The sequence below is a fragment of the Bacillus sp. WC2503 genome, assembly GCF_052682895.1.
Genome location: NZ_JBQYMD010000001.1, coordinates 4,725,001 through 4,744,529 on the forward strand (window position 1 = coordinate 4,725,001; position 19,529 = coordinate 4,744,529).

Genomic DNA, 19,529 nt, shown 5'->3' on the forward strand with positions numbered 1-19,529 from the left:
GAACCAGTACCGTGAGGGAAAGGTGAAAAGCACCCCGGAAGGGGAGTGAAAGAGATCCTGAAACCGTGTGCCTACAAATAGTCAGAGCCCGTTAATGGGTGATGGCGTGCCTTTTGTAGAATGAACCGGCGAGTTACGATCCCGTGCGAGGTTAAGTTGAAGAGACGGAGCCGCAGCGAAAGCGAGTCTGAATAGGGCGTTTAGTACGTGGTCGTAGACCCGAAACCAGGTGATCTACCCATGTCCAGGGTGAAGTTCAGGTAACACTGAATGGAGGCCCGAACCCACGCACGTTGAAAAGTGCGGGGATGAGGTGTGGGTAGCGGAGAAATTCCAATCGAACCTGGAGATAGCTGGTTCTCCCCGAAATAGCTTTAGGGCTAGCCTTAAGTGTAAGAGTCTTGGAGGTAGAGCACTGATTGAACTAGGGGTCCTCATCGGATTACCGAATTCAGTCAAACTCCGAATGCCAATGACTTATCCTTAGGAGTCAGACTGCGAGTGATAAGATCCGTAGTCAAGAGGGAAACAGCCCAGATCGCCAGCTAAGGTCCCAAAGTGTGTATTAAGTGGAAAAGGATGTGGAGTTGCTTAGACAACTAGGATGTTGGCTTAGAAGCAGCCACCATTTAAAGAGTGCGTAATAGCTCACTAGTCGAGTGACTCTGCGCCGAAAATGTACCGGGGCTAAATACACCACCGAAGCTGCGAATTGATACCAATGGTATCAGTGGTAGGGGAGCGTTCTAAGTGCAGTGAAGTCAGACCGGAAGGACTGGTGGAGCGCTTAGAAGTGAGAATGCCGGTATGAGTAGCGAAAGACGGGTGAGAATCCCGTCCACCGAATGCCTAAGGTTTCCTGAGGAAGGCTCGTCCGCTCAGGGTTAGTCAGGACCTAAGCCGAGGCCGACAGGCGTAGGCGATGGACAACAGGTTGATATTCCTGTACCACCTCTTTATCGTTTGAGCAATGGAGGGACGCAGAAGGATAGAAGAAGCGTGCGATTGGTTGTGCACGTCCAAGCAGTTAGGCTGATAAGTAGGCAAATCCGCTTATTGTGAAGGCTGAGCTGTGATGGGGAAGCTCCTTATGGAGCGAAGTCTTTGATTCCCCGCTGCCAAGAAAAGCTTCTAGCGAGATAAAAGGTGCCTGTACCGCAAACCGACACAGGTAGGCGAGGAGAGAATCCTAAGGTGTGCGAGAGAACTCTGGTTAAGGAACTCGGCAAAATGACCCCGTAACTTCGGGAGAAGGGGTGCTTTCTTAACGGAAAGCCGCAGTGAATAGGCCCAAGCGACTGTTTAGCAAAAACACAGGTCTCTGCGAAGCCGTAAGGCGAAGTATAGGGGCTGACACCTGCCCGGTGCTGGAAGGTTAAGGAGAGGGGTTAGCGTAAGCGAAGCTCTGAACTGAAGCCCCAGTAAACGGCGGCCGTAACTATAACGGTCCTAAGGTAGCGAAATTCCTTGTCGGGTAAGTTCCGACCCGCACGAAAGGTGTAACGATTTGGGCACTGTCTCAACCAGAGACTCGGTGAAATTATAGTACCTGTGAAGATGCAGGTTACCCGCGACAGGACGGAAAGACCCCGTGGAGCTTTACTGTAGCCTGATATTGAATTTTGGTACAGTTTGTACAGGATAGGCGGGAGCCATTGAAACCGGAGCGCTAGCTTCGGTGGAGGCGCTGGTGGGATACCGCCCTGACTGTATTGAAATTCTAACCTACGGGTCTTATCGACCCGGGAGACAGTGTCAGGTGGGCAGTTTGACTGGGGCGGTCGCCTCCTAAAGTGTAACGGAGGCGCCCAAAGGTTCCCTCAGAATGGTTGGAAATCATTCGTAGAGTGCAAAGGCATAAGGGAGCTTGACTGCGAGACCTACAAGTCGAGCAGGGACGAAAGTCGGGCTTAGTGATCCGGTGGTTCCGCATGGAAGGGCCATCGCTCAACGGATAAAAGCTACCCCGGGGATAACAGGCTTATCTCCCCCAAGAGTCCACATCGACGGGGAGGTTTGGCACCTCGATGTCGGCTCATCGCATCCTGGGGCTGTAGTCGGTCCCAAGGGTTGGGCTGTTCGCCCATTAAAGCGGTACGCGAGCTGGGTTCAGAACGTCGTGAGACAGTTCGGTCCCTATCCGTCGTGGGCGTAGGAAATTTGAGAGGAGCTGTCCTTAGTACGAGAGGACCGGGATGGACGCACCGCTGGTGTACCAGTTGTTCTGCCAAGGGCATAGCTGGGTAGCTATGTGCGGAAGGGATAAGTGCTGAAAGCATCTAAGCATGAAGCCCCCCTCAAGATGAGATTTCCCATAGCGTAAGCTAGTAAGATCCCTGAAAGATGATCAGGTTGATAGGTTCGAGGTGGAAGCATGGTGACATGTGGAGCTGACGAATACTAATAGATCGAGGACTTAACCATATAATATGTAGCAAATGTTATCTAGTTTTGAAGGAATATGCCTTCATAGTTTGGTGATGATGGCAGAGAGGTCACACCCGTTCCCATACCGAACACGGAAGTTAAGCTCTCTAGCGCCGATGGTAGTTGGGACCTTGTCCCTGTGAGAGTAGGACGTCGCCAAGCAACTAAAACACGAGTCAAATGACTCGTGTTTTTTCGTGTTTTATTTTATAATCCATAGTAATAAAAAAATGTGTTTAAAGTATTAATATTTTGATTAAATACAGGAGAATGTGGCTAGGATAGTGAATAAGCAAAAGAGTTGCAAATTTTATTAATACGTATATAATTAAAGTCAAAGATAGTCAAAGTCAATAAAGGTGGCGGATAAATGAGAAATATATCTGATATCATTGAGCAATATCTAAAGCAAGTTATTGACTTAAGCAATAATAATGTGATTGAAATTAAGAGAAATGAGATTGCGGATCGGTTCGAGTGCGTACCATCTCAAATCAATTATGTAATCAATACCCGTTTTACGTTAGAAAGAGGATTTGTAGTAGAAAGTAAACGTGGTGGAGGAGGTTACATTCGCATTATAAAAGTCAAACTGCATGACGATATAGACATTATTGATCAAATGCTTCATATGATTGATCATAGTGTTGCGCAAGGGAATGCAGAAAGCATGATTATACGTTTAATAGAAGAGGGAATCATAACAAATCGTGAAGCGAAACTGATGTTAAGCGTAATAGATCGTTCTGTATTATCAATGGATGTTCCTTCTCGAGATGAACTTAGGGCTCGAATATTATGCGCAATGTTAAGAACACTGAAATATAAATAAATATAGCTTTTGTAAAAGAATGATGACTAAGATAAAGCAATTAAATGTTGTAGAAGTTTTGAAAAAGAACATGCACTTTTATTTAAACGGATTCAGGAAAGCGAACAATCTAGTAATGTATGAAAAGTATCATGAGATAGAGCGTTCCTGTTGTAAAGGTGGGGATAGTGATGACTTGTCAAAACTGTAATATAAGACCAGCGACTTTACATTATACAAAAGTAATTAACGAGAAGAAGGCGGAAGTTCATCTTTGTGAGCAATGTGCAGAGCAAAGTGGCTATACGTCTTTCTTTCAATCATCGCAGTCTAACTTTTCATTTCATGATTTATTTGCTGGTTTATTACACGGTGAATCAACAATGTTTGAAGAAGGAAAAAATGGATTTTCAAATGCAAATATAGTAAGATGCCCAGATTGTAAGATGACATATGAACAATTTACAAAAGTGGGACGTTTTGGCTGTTCTTCTTGCTACGATACATTTAAGGAGCATTTAAAGCCACTATTAAAACGTCTTCATGGTGGGCATACAGATCATTGTGGAAAAATTCCGGAACGTATAGAAGGAAATATCCACTTAAAGAAAGAATTAGATGAACTAAAACTCATTCTGAAACAATGCGTACAGAAAGAGGAATTTGAGAAAGCTGCAGAGGTAAGAGATAAGATTCGAGGTCTTGAAATACATCTTAGTGAGCATAGAGAGGGGGAATAGTTCTATGTCACTGGACAAAATTATGAATGAAGCGATTAGTCCATGGATGAAGGGGGATGGCCCTGATTCTGATATTGTTTTAAGTAGTCGAATTCGTTTGGCTCGTAATTTTAAACAATATCAATTTTCTACTATGCAAAACGAAGAAGAAGCTAAACAGATTCATGAATTATTTAAAAAGAAATTTATAAATAAAGCAGTAGGGTCCTTTGGGGAGTTTGGACTATTAAAGATGAATGAATTAACCCCTCTTCAAAGGAGAGTTTTAGTCGAAAAGCATTTAATTAGTCCAAATCTTGCAGGGACAGAATATGGAGCATGTCTACTATCAGAAAGTGAACATATTAGTGTTATGCTTAATGAAGAAGACCATATTCGGATTCAGTGCCTATTTTCAGGATTACAGTTATCAGAGGCGCTTCAAAGCGCCAATCAAATAGATAATTGGATTGAGAAAGAAGTTGAATACGCTTTTGATGAATCACTTGGATATATTACAAGCTGTCCTACTAATGTTGGCACAGGGTTAAGAGCTTCTGTGATGATTCATTTACCGGGACTGGTTTTAACAAAAAGAATTAGCCGTATTATACAAGTAATTCAAAAATTAGGGTTAGTAGTAAGAGGAATATACGGTGAAGGTAGCGAAGCGTTAGGTAATATATTTCAAGTGTCAAATCAAATGACGCTAGGAAAGTCTGAAGAAGATATTATTGCAGATTTAAAAGGTGTCATTCAACAAATTATACAGCAAGAAAAAATGGCTAGAGAATTAATTGTACAAAATTCAAGTATTGAACTTGAAGATAAGGTTTATCGTTCTTACGGCATACTAGCAAACAGTCGTTTAATTCAATCTGCAGAAGCTGCTAATTGCTTATCAGATGTACGACTTGGTATTGATCTAGGATATATAAAAGGTATATCGAGAAATATTTTGACGGAGTTAATGGTTCTTACTCAACCGGGCATTTTACAACAATACGCGGGAGGACCTTTAGGGCCAGAAGAAAGAGATTATCGAAGATCAACCTTAATCCGTGAGCGATTACGTATTGAAAAAAACTAAGCGCAAGTAGGAGGCGATTTCTATGATGTTTGGAAGATTTACAGAAAGAGCACAGAAAGTATTAGCTTTATCTCAAGAGGAAGCAATTCGTATTGGGCATAATAATATTGGAACAGAACATATTTTACTTGGGCTTGTACGCGAAGGTGAAGGAATTGCAGCAAAAGCGTTAATTGCTCTTGGATTAAGTCCAGAGAAAGTTCAAAAAGAAGTAGAAGCGTTAATTGGGCGTGGAACAGAAGCTTCTCAAACTGTACATTATACACCTCGTGCTAAAAAGGTTATTGAATTATCTATGGATGAAGCGCGTAAGCTAGGCCATTCTTACGTTGGAACAGAACACATTTTACTCGGTTTAATCCGTGAAGGTGAAGGTGTAGCGGCACGTGTTTTAAATAATTTAGGTGTAAGTTTAAATAAAGCGAGACAACAAGTGTTACAACTTCTTGGAAGTAATGAAGCTAGTTCAGGTCATCAAGGTGGTTCAGCAACAAATGCAAATACACCGACACTTGACAGTTTAGCAAGGGACTTAACAGTTGTTGCACGTGAAAATCGCTTAGACCCTGTTATTGGACGTGGTAAAGAAATTCAACGTGTAATTGAGGTGTTAAGCCGTAGAACGAAAAACAACCCAGTATTAATCGGTGAGCCTGGTGTAGGTAAAACGGCAATTGCAGAAGGATTAGCACAGCAAATTGTAAATAATGAAGTTCCTGAAACTTTAAGAGATAAGCGTGTTATGACACTAGACATGGGTACAGTAGTAGCTGGAACGAAATATCGCGGTGAATTTGAAGACCGTTTAAAGAAAGTGATGGATGAAATTCGCCAAGCAGGCAATATTATTCTATTTATTGATGAGCTTCATACATTAATTGGTGCAGGTGGAGCAGAAGGTGCAATCGATGCATCGAATATTTTAAAACCATCTTTAGCACGAGGAGAGTTGCAATGTATTGGGGCGACAACTTTAGATGAGTATCGCAAATATATTGAAAAAGACGCGGCTTTAGAAAGACGTTTTCAACCAATTCATGTTGATGAGCCAAGTTTAGAAGAATCGATTCAAATCTTGAAAGGTTTACGTGACCGTTATGAGGCGCATCACCGTGTATCTATTACAGATGACGCTATTGATGCAGCAGTAAAACTTTCAGATCGTTATATTACAGATCGCTTTTTACCGGATAAAGCAATTGATTTAATTGATGAAGCTGCTTCAAAAGTTCGCTTACGTTCTTATACAACACCACCAAACTTAAAAGAGCTTGAAGTGAAGCTTGAGGAGATTCGAAAAGAAAAAGATGCGGCTGTACAAAGTCAAGAATTTGAAAAGGCTGCATCTTTACGTGATATGGAACAACGCTTACGAGAGAAGTTAGAAGATACAAAACGTCAATGGAAAGAGCAACAAGGAAAAGAAAATTCAGAGGTTACGGTAGAAGATATTGCAAATGTCGTTTCTACATGGACGCGTATCCCAGTTTCTAAACTTGCACAAACAGAGACTGATAAATTATTAAACTTAGAATCCATTCTTCATGATCGTTTAATTGGTCAAGATGAAGCGGTAGTAGCTGTAGCAAAAGCTGTTCGTCGTGCGAGAGCAGGATTAAAAGATCCGAAGCGCCCAATTGGTTCATTTATTTTCTTAGGGCCAACAGGTGTAGGTAAAACAGAACTTGCAAGAGCACTAGCAGAATCTATGTTCGGTGATGAAGATGCAATGATTCGCATCGATATGTCAGAGTACATGGAGAAGCATTCTACTTCCCGTTTAGTTGGTTCTCCTCCAGGATATGTTGGATATGAAGAAGGTGGACAATTAACAGAGAAAGTTCGTCGCAAGCCATATTCAGTTGTCTTATTAGATGAGGTAGAGAAAGCTCATCCGGATGTGTTTAATATTTTACTACAAGTATTAGAAGATGGTCGTTTAACCGATTCTAAAGGACGTACAGTAGATTTCCGTAATACAATTGTTATTATGACATCTAACGTTGGGGCAGATGCATTAAAACGTAATAAGTATCTTGGATTTAACGTACAAGATGAGAGCCGCGATTATTCGGATATGAAAGGTAAAGTAATGGACGAACTGAAAAAAGCATTTCGTCCAGAATTCTTAAACCGTATCGATGAAATTATCGTATTCCATATGCTTGAGAAAAAACATATTCAAGAAATTGTAACTCTTATGGTAAATCAGTTAGTGAATCGCTTAAAAGAACAAGAAATCGAATTGCAATTAACAGAAGGGGCAATTTCTGCTATTGCTGATAAAGGATTTGATCGTGAGTACGGTGCTCGTCCGCTTCGTAGGGCAATTCAGAAGCATGTAGAAGATAGACTATCTGAAGAACTTTTAAAAGGTGCTATTGAGAAAGGACAAAAAGTTATCTTTGATGTAGAAGGAGAATCATTTGTCATTCATAGTGCGGAAAAGGTAAAATAAGTATAGACAAACAAAGAGGGCTACGCGATAGCCCTCTTTCTTGTACGAGAAGGATAAACGTTTATAGACGAAAGTGAAGTGAACTATAAAAAGGTATGGCTAAAAAGAAAACGAAATTTATATGTCAAGAATGTGGTTATCAGTCACCGAAATATATGGGTAAATGTCCCGGATGTGGTCAATGGAATACACTTGTTGAAGAGATGGAACCAGTTGTATCATCAAGGCGCCTTAATTACGCGAATGCAATTCAAACGGAAGTAACAAAACCAAGACGTCTTACTGAAGTAGAAACAAAGTCTGAGGCACGTATTGAAACGGAATTTCAAGAGTTTAACCGTGTGCTTGGTGGCGGAATTGTAGATGGGTCCTTAGTACTTATTGGTGGAGACCCTGGGATTGGAAAATCAACATTACTATTACAGATTTCATCGCAATTAGCAGATTCTTCATATGATGTATTATACATATCGGGTGAGGAGTCGGCAAAGCAGATTAAACTTCGTGCAGATCGTTTGCATGTAAAGGGTAGCAATCTATTTGTTGTAGCAGAGACAGACTTGCAGCGTATTGCAGCACATATTGAAGAAATGAATCCAGCTTTTGTTGTTATTGATTCTATTCAAACGATACATTTACCTGAAGTGACGTCAGCGCCAGGAAGTGTGGCACAAGTACGTGAATGTACAGCGGAATTAATGAAACTTGCAAAAACAAAAGGAATCCCTATTTTCATCGTCGGGCATGTGACAAAAGAAGGAGCAATTGCAGGACCTCGTATGTTAGAACATATGGTCGATGCAGTTCTCTACTTTGAGGGAGATCGACACCATACGTATCGTATTTTACGAGCTGTGAAGAACCGTTTTGGTTCCACGAATGAAATGGGTATCTTTGAAATGAAAGAGCTTGGTCTTGCGGAAGTTTTAAATCCTTCTGAAATCTTCCTTGAGGAAAGGCCGGTTGGTGTTGCAGGGTCAACAGTAGTTGCTTCAATGGAAGGAACAAGACCGGTTTTAGTAGAAATACAAGCTTTAATCTCCCCTACTAGTTTTGGAAATCCTCGAAGAATGGCGACGGGAATTGATCATAACCGTGTTTCGCTTATTATGGCAGTATTAGAAAAAAGAACAGGCTTACTATTGCAAAATCAAGATGCATATTTAAAAGTAGCTGGTGGTTTGAAATTAGATGAACCGGCAATTGATTTAGCGGTGGCTTTAAGTATAGCCTCAAGTTTTAGGGATAAATCTACGGCACCAACCGATGCAGTAATAGGAGAAGTAGGATTAACTGGAGAAATAAGAAGAGTATCAAGAATCGAACAACGTGTACAAGAAGCGGCTAAATTAGGATTTCAACGTGTTATTATTCCTAGAAAAAACTTAGGAGGATGGACAATTCCAGATGGGATTGAGGTTGTAGGTGTTTCTAATTTAGGAGAAGCGCTTCGTTTGACATTAGGAGGCTAGGCTATGGAAGAAAATAAGCAACGTGTCAAAAGTATGATTAATATTTTACAGCTCGTGGCCCCAGGGACACCACTGCGCGAAGGGATAGATAATGTACTTCGCGCACAAACAGGGGGACTAATTGTTCTTGGATATAATGAGCAGATTAAAAGTATTGTTGATGGCGGTTTTCACATTAATTGTGCATTCTCTCCTGCTAGTTTATATGAATTAGCAAAAATGGACGGGGCACTTATTTTAAATGAAACGGGAAGTAAAATTTTAATAGCAAATGCACAGTTAGTTCCAGAGGCATCTATTGATTCTATTGAAACAGGCATGCGTCACCGAACAGCAGAACGTGTAGCGAAGCAGACTGGTAGCCTTGTTGTAGCTATTTCACAAAGACGTAACGTAATTACGCTATATCAAGGGAACTTACGTTATACACTAAAAGATATAGGGGTTATTTTAACAAAGGCAAATCAGGCTATTCAAACGTTAGAAAAATATAAGGCTGTATGGAATGATGGTATTACGAATTTGGGCATTCTAGAATTTGAAGAGGTCGTTACAATGTCCGAGGTCGTTCACGTTTTACATAGTGTTGAAATGGTACTGCGTATTAAAAATGAAATATTGAGCTATATTCATGAGCTAGGAACAGAAGGTAGGTTAATCCGTTTACAACTTACAGAACTACTAGCTGATTTAGAGGCAGAGGCAGCATTATTAATCAAAGATTATCACCAAGAAAAAACACAAGACCATCATCAAATTTTGAAAAAGTTGCAGGACCTTGCAAATACACAACTTTTAGAGGATAGTGATTTAGTAAAATTACTTGGCTACCCAGGGCAAACGAGTTTAGAAGAAAGTGTGACGCCAAGGGGATATCGAATCACAAGCAAAATCTCTCGTGTTCCGCCACTTATCATTGAAAATTTAATTAATCGATTCAAAACGTTGCAAGGTGTTTGTCGCGCGACTATTCATGAATTGGATGATGTGGAAGGAATTGGAGAAGTAAGGGCGAAGAAAATACGAGAAGGCTTAAAAAGAATTCAAGAGCATCTCTATATGAGTAGACACAATTAAGAATATTACATTGATTCCATAATATAACGACACTAGAACATTTTTGGTATATGATATGATATATTGGTAAATAAAACTATTTATAAAAAAACACGTCCGCTTTTGCATTCGGCGTTTTGATTAGCGAAACAATGGTTAATAATGAGTAGGAGGTGGTTGGATGTTAAAACGGATCGTACAGCTCTTCTTTCTAGTAATTGGGGGAGCGTTAGGGATTTACTTAATCCCAAAAGTTATTAATGTATTAGACATCGGTGCTGTTCCTTTATTGGAAGGATCGTATGTTCGTGCAATTATTGGTGCAATTATTTTATTTTTAACAACATTTTGGCTTGTAGATTATATTGTTCAACTTATTAAGCATATTGAAGAGGCTCTTGTAAAGGCGCCTGTAGCAGATGTTTTATTTGGTACATTAGGTTTAATCTCTGGTCTCATTGTTGCATATTTAATTTTAATACCAATTCGTGAATTTACAATTCCGGTTATTAGCACAGTATTGCAAGTGTTCTTTACTCTTTTACTTGGATATTTAGGATTCCAAGTAGGATTTAAAAAGAGGAATGAATTGCTAGGATTATTTACATTACCCCAACGCGGAGGTAAGAAGAAAAACAATAGTGAGAACGAAGAGATAGAGGTAGAAAAATCTACGGCTCATTGGAAAATTCTCGATACGAGTGTAATTATTGATGGACGTATTGCTGATATTTGCCAAACGAAGTTTTTAGAAGGAACAATTGTAATTCCACAATTCGTATTAGAAGAGCTTCAGCATATTGCCGACTCCTCCGATGCTTTAAAGCGTAATCGTGGTCGCAGAGGACTAGACATTTTAAATCGTATTCAAAAAGAGATGCCGATTCCGGTAGAAATTTATGAAGGCGATTTCGAGGATATCCAAGAGGTGGATAGCAAACTTGTAAAGTTAGCTAAAATCACCGGTGGAACTGTAGTAACAAATGATTTTAACTTAAATAAAGTTTCTGAATTACAAGGAGTAACGGTGTTAAACATTAATGATTTAGCTAATGCAATTAAACCAGTTGTACTCCCTGGCGAAGAATTAAGTGTTTATGTTGTGAAAGATGGTAAAGAGCAAAACCAAGGTGTTGCGTACTTAGATGATGGTACGATGATTGTAGTAGAAGATGGTAGAGAGTATGTAGGTTCGCAACTTAATGTACTAGTTACTAGCGTATTACAAACATCGGCTGGTCGTATGATTTTCGCAAAACGTAAATTATTAGAAAAAGCATTATAGGTAGAGGATTATTAATATGTATACATTAATTATTCCGGCAGCCGGTCAAGGAAAGCGGATGGGTGCTGGCAAAAATAAGTTGTTCTTACTTATAAATGAAGTACCGATTATCGTGCATACATTACGTGCTTTTGAAAGAGATAAGGCGTGCAAAAGTATTGTTATGGCAATTAACGAAGAGGAACGCCCGTATTTTGAAGAATTAATGCAGAAGTATCCGATTGAAAAACAGGTGCAATTTATTCAAGGTGGGGCTGAAAGACAAGATAGTGTATATAACGCGATTCAGCATGCAAGTGATGTGGAATACGTTCTTGTGCATGACGGAGCGCGCCCATTCGTAACGAATAAAGTGATTCAAGATGTATTAACAGCAGCAGAAAAATATGGGGCTTCCATTTGTGCAGTGCCAGTAAAGGATACAGTGAAGAAAGTAGAGCAAGATGTTGTTGTCGAAACGGTAGAACGATCTCAGCTTAAGGCTGTACAAACACCGCAAGGGTTCTCTGTTTCGCTTTTGTTAGAAGCTCATAGAAGTGCAAAACAGAGCTGTTTTCTTGGTACAGATGATGCAAGTCTCGTAGAACGCATTGGTAAGCAAGTAGGTGTAGTAGAGGGGAGTTACTATAATATTAAAGTGACGACTCCAGAGGATTTACTAATTGCTGAAAGTTTCCTTCATGTTCAGAAAAAATAGCCGTGATGGTGTATAACAAAGGAAAGCTCGGCAATAGCCGGGCTTTTCTTTGTAAGGATATCGATATAATATAGAGTCATAAAGCTCAGTGGTTTAGCTCAAGGAGGATGTAAAGAATGTTTCGAATTGGACAAGGTTTTGATGTACATGAATTTGCGGAAGGTAGACCGTTAATTATTGGCGGAATTACAATTCCTCATGAGAAGGGATTAATCGGTCACTCAGATGCGGATGTATTGTTACATACGATTGCTGACGCATGTCTAGGAGCAATTGCAGCAGGAGATATTGGAAAGCATTTTCCTGATACTGATCCTGCCTTTAAAGATGCAGATTCAGCTATATTACTACAAAAGGTTTGGGGATTTGTACGCGAACAAGGTTACGAGCTAGGAAATCTAGATTGTACAATTATTGCTCAAAAGCCAAAAATGGCACCGCATATTGAAAGTATGCGTAAACGTATTAGTGAACTGTTAGAAACGTCTATAGATAACATTAATGTAAAGGCAACAACAACAGAAAAATTAGGATTTACAGGTAGAGAAGAAGGAATTGCTTCTCAAGCAGTGGTATTATTACAGAAAAAATAATGGTTTTTAATTCGTAAGATGGATAATCACATTTTTTTGTTGTACAATTATAGAATGTGTTGACATTAAGAATGGAAGGTGTACCAATTATGGAAAAGCAAGTGAGAGTGCGCTATGCGCCAAGTCCAACAGGACACTTACATATCGGAAATGCGCGTACGGCATTATTTAATTATTTATTTGCTCGTCATCAAGATGGTAAGTTTATTATTCGTATTGAAGATACTGATGTAAAACGTAATGTTGCAGGTGGAGAAGAAAGCCAATTAAAATACTTGAAATGGCTCGGTATGGACTGGGATGAAGGTGTTGATGTTGGTGGTGAATTCGGACCATATCGTCAAACAGAGCGTTTAGATATTTATAAAAAATTATATCTAGATTTATTAGAGCGTGGTTTAGCTTACAAATGTTATATGACAGAAGAAGAGCTGGAAGCAGAGCGTGAAGGACAAATTTCTCGTGGTGAAACACCTCGTTATGCAGGTAACCATCGTGATTTAACTGAAGAACAAATGAAAGAATTTGAAGCTGAGGGACGTATTCCAAGTATTCGTTTCCGTGTACCAGCTGATCGTGATTACACATTCAAAGACATCGTAAAAGATGAAGTCGCATTCCATTCAAATGATTTCGGTGATTTTGTTATCGTGAAAAAAGATGGAATTCCAACTTATAACTTTGCGGTAGCAGTAGATGATCACTTAATGGAGATTACACATGTGCTTCGTGGCGATGATCATATTTCAAATACGCCAAAACAAATGATGATATATGAAGCTTTCGGTTGGGACATCCCACAATTCGGTCATATGACCCTAATTGTTAACGAAAGCCGTAAAAAGTTAAGTAAACGTGATGAATCTATTATTCAATTTATTGAGCAATATAAAGAGCTAGGATATCTTCCAGAAGCAATCTTTAACTTTATTGCACTACTAGGTTGGTCGCCGGTAGGAGAAGAAGAAATCTTCTCTAAAGATGAGTTCATCAAAATGTTCGATGCAGCTCGTTTATCAAAATCACCTGCATTATTTGATTCTCAAAAATTAAAATGGATGAACAACCAGTATATGAAAAAGCAAGATTTAGATACGGTTGTAGAGTTAAGTTTACCGCATTTAGTGAAAGCTGGACGTGTGGGCGAAACTTTAAGTGAACAAGAACAAGCTTGGATTCGTGATGTAATTGCTTTATATCATGACCAAATGAGTTTCGGAGCTGAAATCGTAGAGCTTTCTGAAATGTTCTTTAAAGATCATGTTGATTATGAAGAAGAAGGGCAAGAAGTGTTAAATGGTGAACAGGTACCTGAAGTACTTCGTGCATTTGCTGGTCAAATAGAAGTTCTAGAAGCGATGGAGCCTGCAGCGATTAAGGCAGCTATTAAAGCAGTTCAAAAGGAAACAGGGCATAAAGGTAAAAACTTATTTATGCCAATCCGTGTTGCTACTACTGGTCAAACACATGGTCCAGAGCTTCCTAATGCGATTGCACTTCTTGGGAAAGAAAAAGTTTTAAATCGTCTTCAAAAAGTAATTGGTTAACATTTTCTAGGTTTAGAAATATAATAAGTATACTTAAAATCTAATAAGGAAAAGCGACGAGAAGGAGAAGTAGAAAATCAGGCTTTTTACAGAGAGAACCACCTTTAGGCTGGAAGTGGTTTATAAGCGGATTTTTGAAATGCCCCTTCGAGTCTTCTGCTGAACAACGAATTGTTTCGTGAAATGTCTTAGGGCGTAAAGTAAGCAGAAGCGGTGTACACCGTTATCATGGATGAGTTTGAGGCTTTTTTATTAGCCTAAACAGAGTGGAACCGCGCTTAAAAGGCGTCTCTGTCAATATGACAGAGGCGTCTTTTTTATACCGTAAAAGTGGGTATAAGTATAAGTTTGATCTCCTTGTATAAAGATTTAGAGGATAAGTGGGGAGTTAAGGGAGTTAGTTCACTCGAAAAAGCAGCCCATAAAGGGGAGGGGACATCGATGTTTAAGAGGCTTCGGGAAGATATTGAAGTCGTTTTTGAACAGGATCCAGCGGCACGAAGTTATTTCGAAGTCATTTTGACTTACTCTGGATTACATGCAGTTTGGGCCCATCGAATTGCACATGCTTTTTATAAAAAGAATTTCTTTTTTATTGCACGTTGGATTTCACAAGTTAGTCGGTTTTTTACTGGCATTGAGATTCATCCAGGAGCAACAATTGGTCGTCATTTTTTCATTGACCATGGAATGGGTGTTGTAATTGGAGAAACGTGTGAGATTGGTGATAATGTAACAATTTATCAAGGTGTTACATTAGGTGGTACGGGAAAAGAAAAGGGAAAGAGGCACCCTACAATTCAGGATAATGTATTAATTGCAACAGGTGCTAAAGTACTAGGCTCAATTACTGTTGGAGAGAATTCTAAAATTGGAGCAGGATCCGTTGTATTAAAAGAAGTCCCTGCGCATTCTACAGTTGTAGGTATACCTGGCCGAGTCGTTATTCAAAATGGAGTGAAGATTGGTCAAGAGTTAAATCATTCCGATCTTCCGGATCCGATTTTTGATAAATTAAAGGTTATGGAAGCAGAACTTGATAAATTGAAAAAGCAACTTGAAGTAAAGGTAGAAAGGAAGGATAAAAATGACTATTCACATTTATAATACGCTAACACGTCAAAAGGAAAAGTTTATTCCATTAGAAGAAAATAAGGTAAAGATGTATGTTTGCGGTCCTACAGTATATAACTACATTCATATTGGGAATGCGAGACCCCCTATGGTGTTCGATACAGTACGCCGTTATTTAGAATACAAAGGGTACGAAGTGCAGTATGTATCTAACTTTACTGACGTAGATGATAAATTAATTAAAGCAGCAAATGAATTAGGTGAAGATGTACCGACAATTGCTGACCGTTTCGTTGAAGCATATTTTGAAGATGTAACCGCACTAGGTTGCAAACATGCAACAGTTCATCCGCGTGTAACAGAAAATATGGATATTATTATTGAATTTATTCAAGAACTTGTGAATAAAGGGTATGCATATGAATCAGAAGGTGATGTGTACTTTAGAACGAAAGAATTCGAAGGTTACGGTAAATTATCGCATCAGCCAATCGCTGATTTACGTCATGGTGCACGTATTGAAGTAGGAGAAAAGAAACAAGACCCTCTTGACTTTGCTTTATGGAAAGCTGCAAAAGAGGGAGAAATCTTCTGGGAAAGCCCTTGGGGGAAAGGACGTCCAGGGTGGCATATTGAATGCTCAGCGATGGCACGTAAGTACTTAGGGGATACAATTGACATTCATGCTGGTGGTCAAGACTTAGCATTTCCTCATCATGAAAATGAAATTGCACAGTCCGAGGCGTTGACTGGAAAAACATTTGCACGTTACTGGATGCATAATGGATATATTAATATTGATAATGAGAAGATGTCTAAGTCACTTGGAAACTTCATTTTAGTTCACGATATCATTAAGCAATATGATCCACAGTTAATTAGATTCTTTATGCTATCAGTACATTACCGTCATCCAATTAACTTTAGTGAAGAGTTATTACAAAGTACGAATAACGGGCTAGAAAGAATTAAAACAGCTTACGGTAACTTAAAGCATCGTATGGAAAGTAGCGCGAATTTAACAGATCATAATGAGAAATGGTTAGCTGAGATGGAAAAATTCCAGGCTGCATTTGAAGAAGCAATGGATGATGACTTCAATACTGCTAATGCGATTACTGAATTATATAATGTAGCAAATCACGCAAATCAATATTTATTAGAAGAACATACTTCTAAAGTTGTAATTGAAGCATACGTGAAACAACTTGAAACATTATTCGATATTTTAGGATTAGAATTAGCAAAAGAAGAATTGCTTGATGAGGAAATTGAGGTGCTTATCCAAAAGCGTATTGAAGCTCGTAAAAATCGTGATTTCGCATTATCTGATCAAATTCGCGATGATTTAAAAGAACGTAATATTATTTTAGAAGATACCGCACAAGGTACAAGATGGAAAAGAGGATAAGAATGATTGATGCAAAGCAATTAAACAGCTTAGCGTTAGCATATATGGGTGATGCGGTATATGAACAATATATCCGCTATCACCTCCTTCAAAAAGGAAAGGTTCGTCCTAATCAATTACATCGCTTAGGGACGAGCTTTGTTTCGGCAAAAGCACAGGCGAAAGTTGTTTATCATTTATTAGAGACGTCATTTTTGACAGAGGAAGAAGAGGCGGTATTAAGAAGAGGGCGTAATGCAAATTCAGGTACCGTTCCGAAAAATACGGATGTACAAACATATCGACATAGTACAGCCTTTGAAGCGCTAATTGGTTATCATCACTTATTAAATAATCGTGAAAGATTAGACGAAATTGTATATAAGGCAATTGCAGTTTTAGAAGAAAAGGAAGGGGGCACATCATCATGAGTAGTGAATATATTATCGGACGTAACCCTGTAATTGAAGCGTTACGATCAGGGAGAGATATTAATAAAATTTGGATCGCGGAAGGTGCTGCCAAAGGGCAAGTGCAGATTGTACTAGCATTAGCGAAAGAAAATAAGATTATTTTACAACATGCACCAAAGAAGAAGTTAGATCAATTAGTTGAGGGTAATCATCAAGGTGTAATTGCTCAAGTAGCTGCATACCAGTATGCTGAATTAGAAGATTTATTCAAAGTAGCAGAAAAACGTAATGAAGATCCATTCTTCTTAATCTTAGATGAAATTGAAGATCCGCATAACCTAGGTTCTATTATGCGTACTGCTGATGCCACAGGAGCTCATGGGGTTATTATTCCGAAAAGAAGGGCTGTAGGACTTACAGCATCAGTTGCAAAAGCATCAACAGGAGCAATTGAATATATTCCAGTTGCGCGCGTAACAAACTTATCTCGCACAATTGATGAATTGAAGGAACGCGGACTTTGGATTGCTGGTACAGATGCCAAAGGAAAAACGGATTACCGTAATTTAGATGGTAAAATGCCGATTGGATTAGTAATTGGTAGTGAAGGAAAAGGTATGAGTCGTATTATTGGTGAAAAGTGTGATTTCTTAATTACTTTACCGATGGTTGGTAAAGTTACATCCTTAAATGCTTCAGTAGCCGCAAGTTTGTTAATGTATGAGGTATATCGTAAACGTCACGAAATTGGTAAATAAAAAATGAACGATATTTTAATCGTTGACGGTTACAACATTATCGGAGCTTGGGGAGACTTGAAAAAACTACGGGATGTAGATTTGCAATCATCAAGAGACGCGCTTATTGATAAGATGGCGGATTATCAAGGATATACAGGAACGAAAGTAATGATAGTCTTTGATGCCTATACAGTCCACGGTATTGAAAAAAAGATGAAACAATCGCGGGTGGAAGTAATATTCACGCGCAAAAATCAAACTGCGGACGAAAAGATAGAGAAACTTGCGATTGAGCTTAGAAATATAAATACACAAATATATGTTGCGACTTCTGATTATACGGAACAATGGGTTATATTTGCGCAAGGTGCCCTTCGGAAATCTGCGCGTGAATTAGAGTTAGAAGTACAAGCGATGGAACAACAAGTAAGAAGACGTACAAAAGACACGAAAGAAAAGCAACCTGCCATGCGAAAGATATTTAGTGAGGATATTACAGAAAAATTAGAAAAATTAAGAAGAGGAGAGCGTTGAAGCATTGACGCTCTTTGTCTTTTTACTGTATAATATTGCTAAATAAATAGCGGTCGGAGGGATCAAGGTGGAAGCAGGCTTCGTAAGTGTAGGCGACGTTACATTTCGTGATTTAGAGGATGAGGCAATCGTTGAGTTAGTTCGAAAAGGTAATACTGACGCTCTAGAATATTTAATTCATAAATATAAGAACTTTGTTCGCGCGAAATCAAGATCTTATTTCTTAGTGGGTGCCGATCGAGAAGATATTGTTCAAGAAGGTATGATTGGATTGTTTAAAGCAATTCGTGATTATAAAGAGGACAAGCTGTCTTCGTTCAAAGCATTTGCTGAACTGTGTATTACTCGACAAATTATTACCGCTATTAAAACAGCAACAAGACAAAAACATATTCCTTTAAATTCGTATGTGTCTTTAGATAAGCCGATTTACGATGAGGAATCTGATCGAACGTTATTGGATGTTATTTCCGAAGCGAAGGTGACTGATCCTGAAGAGATGATCATTAGTCAAGAAGAATATACCGACATAGAGTCTAAAATATCTGAATTATTAAGCGATTTAGAAAGAAAAGTACTTTCTTTATACTTAGATGGTCGCTCTTATCAAGAGATTTCGGAACAGTTAAACAGACATGTGAAATCTATTGATAACGCTTTACAGCGGGTGAAGAGGAAATTGGAACGATATATGGAAATGAGAGAGAGTACAACTTTAAATTCATAGAAAGTAACGCAGGTGTAAATTAATTCACCTGTTTTCTTTTTGTAAAGAGAGTGGGAGTCATGACATTGACATTGTCTTTTGTTGTATGATACATTTTTAGGGACATAATGTTACAAGGCTGGTGTAACTAATGAGGAAAAAAGTTGTACTCTCATGTGAAGAGTGTAAAAATCGAAACTACTCTACGATGAAAGATACGAGCTCAGTAGAGCGACTTGAGATAAAGAAGTTTTGTAAAACATGCAATAAGCATACAGTTCACAAGGAAACAAAATAAATAATACACTGGAGGTCCCGCAGATGCGTTTAACGAACTTTTTCGGCGATGTAGGTCGCGAAATGAAAAAAGTAAGTTGGCCTAAAAAAGATGAATTACTCCGCTCAACAGCGACTGTTATCGCTACAGTTGTGTTCTTTGCGATTTTCTTCGCAGTAGTTGATATGGGCATTTCTTCTTTAATTCGGTTAATTCTTGGTTAATTCTTGAATAAGAAGC

General features: G+C 38.9%; 18 protein-coding genes, 2 rRNA genes and 1 other annotated feature (1 of these 21 running past the window's edge). All 20 genes read left to right on the plus strand.

Going from position 1 to position 19,529, the window contains the following annotated elements:
• Window positions 1-2,424 (plus strand): 23S ribosomal RNA (locus tag ACUN26_RS24390); it begins 498 nt to the left of the window's first position.
• 49 nt (window positions 2,425-2,473) lie between these two features.
• Window positions 2,474-2,589, plus strand: a 5S ribosomal RNA gene (gene rrf, locus ACUN26_RS24395).
• 208 nt (window positions 2,590-2,797) lie between these two features.
• A complete protein-coding gene (gene ctsR, locus ACUN26_RS24400) occupies window positions 2,798-3,259 on the plus strand; it encodes a transcriptional regulator CtsR (RefSeq protein WP_001244560.1) in 462 nt (153 codons plus the stop codon).
• A 170-nt stretch (window positions 3,260-3,429) separates the two neighbouring features.
• Complete coding sequence (locus ACUN26_RS24405) at window positions 3,430-3,978, plus strand: UvrB/UvrC motif-containing protein (RefSeq protein WP_000128388.1); 549 nt, start codon at window positions 3,430-3,432, stop codon at window positions 3,976-3,978.
• Between the two features lie 4 nt (window positions 3,979-3,982).
• Window positions 3,983-5,047 (plus strand): protein arginine kinase, encoded by a 1,065-nt coding sequence (locus ACUN26_RS24410; RefSeq protein ID WP_000050835.1) that lies wholly within the window; start codon window positions 3,983-3,985, stop codon window positions 5,045-5,047.
• Window positions 5,048-5,069: 22 nt separating this feature from the next.
• Window positions 5,070-7,505 (plus strand): ATP-dependent protease ATP-binding subunit ClpC, encoded by a 2,436-nt coding sequence (gene clpC / locus ACUN26_RS24415; RefSeq protein ID WP_000971171.1) that lies wholly within the window; start codon window positions 5,070-5,072, stop codon window positions 7,503-7,505.
• A gap of 95 nt (window positions 7,506-7,600) precedes the next feature.
• Window positions 7,601-8,977: a DNA repair protein RadA gene (gene radA, locus ACUN26_RS24420; protein WP_001085199.1), complete on the plus strand. Its 1,377-nt coding sequence runs from the start codon at window positions 7,601-7,603 to the stop codon at window positions 8,975-8,977.
• A gap of 3 nt (window positions 8,978-8,980) precedes the next feature.
• Window positions 8,981-10,054 carry a DNA integrity scanning diadenylate cyclase DisA gene (gene disA, locus ACUN26_RS24425; protein ID WP_000392164.1) on the plus strand — a complete coding sequence of 358 codons (1,074 nt, stop codon included), beginning with the start codon at window positions 8,981-8,983 and terminating at the stop codon, window positions 10,052-10,054.
• A gap of 160 nt (window positions 10,055-10,214) precedes the next feature.
• Window positions 10,215-11,318 carry a PIN/TRAM domain-containing protein gene (locus ACUN26_RS24430; RefSeq protein WP_000919680.1) on the plus strand — a complete coding sequence of 368 codons (1,104 nt, stop codon included), beginning with the start codon at window positions 10,215-10,217 and terminating at the stop codon, window positions 11,316-11,318.
• A 16-nt stretch (window positions 11,319-11,334) separates the two neighbouring features.
• On the plus strand, window positions 11,335-12,015 hold the full coding sequence (ispD, locus tag ACUN26_RS24435; protein ID WP_000288306.1) for a 2-C-methyl-D-erythritol 4-phosphate cytidylyltransferase: 681 nt from the start codon (window positions 11,335-11,337) through the stop codon (window positions 12,013-12,015).
• Between the two features lie 116 nt (window positions 12,016-12,131).
• The gene (ispF, locus tag ACUN26_RS24440; RefSeq protein WP_000488383.1) at window positions 12,132-12,608 is read left to right on the plus strand and encodes a 2-C-methyl-D-erythritol 2,4-cyclodiphosphate synthase; all 477 of its coding nucleotides are present in this window, start codon (window positions 12,132-12,134) and stop codon (window positions 12,606-12,608) included.
• An 89-nt stretch (window positions 12,609-12,697) separates the two neighbouring features.
• On the plus strand, window positions 12,698-14,155 hold the full coding sequence (gene gltX / locus ACUN26_RS24445) for a glutamate--tRNA ligase (RefSeq protein ID WP_000415161.1): 1,458 nt from the start codon (window positions 12,698-12,700) through the stop codon (window positions 14,153-14,155).
• Between the two features lie 47 nt (window positions 14,156-14,202).
• Window positions 14,203-14,451: a binding site (T-box leader), on the plus strand.
• 145 nt (window positions 14,452-14,596) lie between these two features.
• Window positions 14,597-15,262: a serine O-acetyltransferase gene (gene cysE / locus ACUN26_RS24450; protein WP_000476498.1), complete on the plus strand. Its 666-nt coding sequence runs from the start codon at window positions 14,597-14,599 to the stop codon at window positions 15,260-15,262.
• On the plus strand, window positions 15,243-16,640 hold the full coding sequence (gene cysS / locus ACUN26_RS24455; RefSeq protein ID WP_000152286.1) for a cysteine--tRNA ligase: 1,398 nt from the start codon (window positions 15,243-15,245) through the stop codon (window positions 16,638-16,640). Before cysE ends, cysS begins: the two co-directional genes overlap by 20 nt.
• Before the next feature lie 2 nt (window positions 16,641-16,642).
• Complete coding sequence (locus ACUN26_RS24460; RefSeq protein WP_000564265.1) at window positions 16,643-17,050, plus strand: Mini-ribonuclease 3; 408 nt, start codon at window positions 16,643-16,645, stop codon at window positions 17,048-17,050.
• Window positions 17,047-17,790 (plus strand): 23S rRNA (guanosine(2251)-2'-O)-methyltransferase RlmB, encoded by a 744-nt coding sequence (rlmB, locus tag ACUN26_RS24465; protein WP_000093761.1) that lies wholly within the window; start codon window positions 17,047-17,049, stop codon window positions 17,788-17,790. The genes ACUN26_RS24460 and rlmB overlap by 4 nt, the downstream gene beginning before the upstream one ends.
• A 3-nt stretch (window positions 17,791-17,793) precedes the next feature.
• On the plus strand, window positions 17,794-18,306 hold the full coding sequence (locus tag ACUN26_RS24470) for an NYN domain-containing protein (RefSeq protein ID WP_000997879.1): 513 nt from the start codon (window positions 17,794-17,796) through the stop codon (window positions 18,304-18,306).
• A 67-nt stretch (window positions 18,307-18,373) separates the two neighbouring features.
• The gene (locus tag ACUN26_RS24475; protein ID WP_000387198.1) at window positions 18,374-19,033 is read left to right on the plus strand and encodes an RNA polymerase sporulation sigma factor SigH; all 660 of its coding nucleotides are present in this window, start codon (window positions 18,374-18,376) and stop codon (window positions 19,031-19,033) included.
• A gap of 130 nt (window positions 19,034-19,163) precedes the next feature.
• On the plus strand, window positions 19,164-19,310 hold the full coding sequence (gene rpmG, locus ACUN26_RS24480) for a 50S ribosomal protein L33 (protein WP_012260172.1): 147 nt from the start codon (window positions 19,164-19,166) through the stop codon (window positions 19,308-19,310).
• A 23-nt stretch (window positions 19,311-19,333) separates the two neighbouring features.
• Window positions 19,334-19,513, plus strand: a complete 180-nt coding sequence (secE, locus tag ACUN26_RS24485) for a preprotein translocase subunit SecE (RefSeq protein WP_001241321.1) — start codon at window positions 19,334-19,336, stop codon at window positions 19,511-19,513.
• The last annotated feature ends 16 nt before the right edge of the window (window positions 19,514-19,529 follow it).

Excerpts from the sequence above, each read along its gene's own strand:
- ctsR (WP_001244560.1), top strand. The coding sequence starts at position 2,798 with ATGAGAAATATATCTGATATCATTGAGCAATATCTAAAGCAAGTTATT.
- ACUN26_RS24405 (WP_000128388.1), top strand. The coding sequence starts at position 3,430 with ATGACTTGTCAAAACTGTAATATAAGACCAGCGACTTTACATTATACA.
- ACUN26_RS24410 (WP_000050835.1), top strand. The coding sequence starts at position 3,983 with ATGTCACTGGACAAAATTATGAATGAAGCGATTAGTCCATGGATGAAG.
- clpC (WP_000971171.1), top strand. The coding sequence starts at position 5,070 with ATGATGTTTGGAAGATTTACAGAAAGAGCACAGAAAGTATTAGCTTTA.
- radA (WP_001085199.1), top strand. The coding sequence starts at position 7,601 with ATGGCTAAAAAGAAAACGAAATTTATATGTCAAGAATGTGGTTATCAG.
- disA (WP_000392164.1), top strand. The coding sequence starts at position 8,981 with ATGGAAGAAAATAAGCAACGTGTCAAAAGTATGATTAATATTTTACAG.
- ACUN26_RS24430 (WP_000919680.1), top strand. The coding sequence starts at position 10,215 with ATGTTAAAACGGATCGTACAGCTCTTCTTTCTAGTAATTGGGGGAGCG.
- ispD (WP_000288306.1), top strand. The coding sequence starts at position 11,335 with ATGTATACATTAATTATTCCGGCAGCCGGTCAAGGAAAGCGGATGGGT.
- ispF (WP_000488383.1), top strand. The coding sequence starts at position 12,132 with ATGTTTCGAATTGGACAAGGTTTTGATGTACATGAATTTGCGGAAGGT.
- gltX (WP_000415161.1), top strand. The coding sequence starts at position 12,698 with ATGGAAAAGCAAGTGAGAGTGCGCTATGCGCCAAGTCCAACAGGACAC.
- cysE (WP_000476498.1), top strand. The coding sequence starts at position 14,597 with ATGTTTAAGAGGCTTCGGGAAGATATTGAAGTCGTTTTTGAACAGGAT.
- cysS (WP_000152286.1), top strand. The coding sequence starts at position 15,243 with ATGACTATTCACATTTATAATACGCTAACACGTCAAAAGGAAAAGTTT.
- ACUN26_RS24460 (WP_000564265.1), top strand. The coding sequence starts at position 16,643 with ATGATTGATGCAAAGCAATTAAACAGCTTAGCGTTAGCATATATGGGT.
- rlmB (WP_000093761.1), top strand. The coding sequence starts at position 17,047 with ATGAGTAGTGAATATATTATCGGACGTAACCCTGTAATTGAAGCGTTA.
- ACUN26_RS24470 (WP_000997879.1), top strand. The coding sequence starts at position 17,794 with ATGAACGATATTTTAATCGTTGACGGTTACAACATTATCGGAGCTTGG.
- rpmG (WP_012260172.1), top strand. The coding sequence starts at position 19,164 with ATGAGGAAAAAAGTTGTACTCTCATGTGAAGAGTGTAAAAATCGAAAC.
- secE (WP_001241321.1), top strand. The coding sequence starts at position 19,334 with ATGCGTTTAACGAACTTTTTCGGCGATGTAGGTCGCGAAATGAAAAAA.